We start from the raw sequence: 615 nt of genomic DNA, 5'->3' as shown, positions 1-615 counted from the left end.
AGCGACAAGGCGCAGCCGTGCCCCCTGGACCGAGTCAACCGGCAGTTCCATGCCACGCGGCCGAATGCGCTGTGGGTGAGCGATTTTACTTACGTGTCGACCTGGCAGGGGATGGTGTATGTGGCCTTCGTGGTCGATGTATACGCCCGCCGTATCGTGGGCTGGAAAGTGTCCGGCTCGATGACGACGGAGCTTGTCTTGGACGCGCTGGAGCAGGCCTTGCAGGCCCGGCAGCGACGCGAAGACCAGACACTGATCCATCACAGCGACCGTGGCGTGCAATACGTCAGCATCCGTTACAGCGAACGGCTGGCCGAGGCCAGGATCGAACCGTCGGTCGGCAGCGTTGGGGACTCGTATGACAACGCATTGGCCGAGACGATCAACGGCCTGTATAAAGCCGAGGTGATCCATCGTAGATCGTGGCGCAATCGCGAGCAGGTGGAACTGGCCACGCTGGACTGGGTGCACTGGTACAACCACAAACGACTGCTGGGGCCGATCGGATACATGCCGCCAGCGGAAGCCGAAGCGGCTTACGATCGGCAGCAAACCGGTCAGGCCGAGGCGGCCTGACTCAAACCAAACGGCCTCCGAGAAACCCGGGGCGGTTCA

The 615-nt window shown here is 62.4% G+C and carries 1 protein-coding gene; it reads left to right on the top strand.

Annotated features, from left to right (window positions below):
- Nucleotides 1-576 (top strand): IS3 family transposase (locus tag XarbCFBP7408_RS22100; protein WP_146093843.1); only part of this gene is annotated, 576 nt, incomplete at its 5' end.
- Nucleotides 577-615: the final 39 nt, after the last annotated feature.

Source organism: Xanthomonas arboricola pv. guizotiae, assembly GCF_002940205.1.
Classification (GTDB): Bacteria; Pseudomonadota; Gammaproteobacteria; order Xanthomonadales; family Xanthomonadaceae; genus Xanthomonas; species Xanthomonas arboricola_C.
Note: the sequence above shows the minus strand (reverse complement) of the source record. Positions and strands in the feature narration are given on the sequence as shown.